Origin of the sequence: Klebsiella sp. CN_Kp106, assembly GCF_040064575.1 — a bacterium.
GTDB lineage: Bacteria > Pseudomonadota > Gammaproteobacteria > Enterobacterales > Enterobacteriaceae > Klebsiella > Klebsiella michiganensis.
This window is the reverse complement of record NZ_JBEAIG010000042.1, coordinates 1-533: the sequence shown is the minus strand read 5'-3', so window position 1 is coordinate 533 and position 533 is coordinate 1. Positions and strand designations below refer to the sequence as shown.

Sequence of the window (533 nt, the reverse complement as noted above, 5' to 3'; positions counted from 1 at the left end):
GCGCCCGCTGACGACTTCGCCCGCCTGGCGCCGGTGATTGCCGCCGCTATTCACCACCATCGCCGACTTAACCCTTAATTCACGGAGGAATCCATGACCGTTGCCATTACCGATGTCGTCCTGCGCGACGCCCACCAGTCCCTTTTCGCCACCCGCCTGCGCCTCGACGATATGCTCCCCGTTGCGGCCGCCCTCGATGACGCGGGCTACTGGTCCCTTGAATGCTGGGGCGGCGCCACCTTTGACGCCTGCATCCGCTTCCTCGGCGAGGACCCCTGGGTCCGCCTGCGCGAGCTCAAAAAGGCCATGCCGAAGACCCCGCTGCAGATGCTGCTCCGCGGCCAGAACCTGCTCGGCTACCGCCACTACGCCGATGACGTGGTGCAGCGCTTCGTCGAGCGCGCCGTCAAAAACGGCATGGACGTGTTCCGCGTCTTCGACGCCATGAACGACCCGCGCAATATGCAGGCCGCCCTGCAGGCGGTGCGCAGCCACGGCGCCCACGCCCAGGGCACGCTCTCCTACACCACCAG

Annotated in this window: 2 pseudogenes; both read left to right on the top strand. The window is 66.8% G+C overall.

Annotated features, from left to right (window positions below):
- Positions 1–78, top strand: a pseudogene (locus ABLU96_RS11545) (oxaloacetate decarboxylase gamma chain); the annotation flags it as partial.
- 15 nt (positions 79–93) lie between these two features.
- A pseudogene (locus ABLU96_RS11540) lies at positions 94–533 on the top strand (oxaloacetate decarboxylase); the annotation flags it as partial.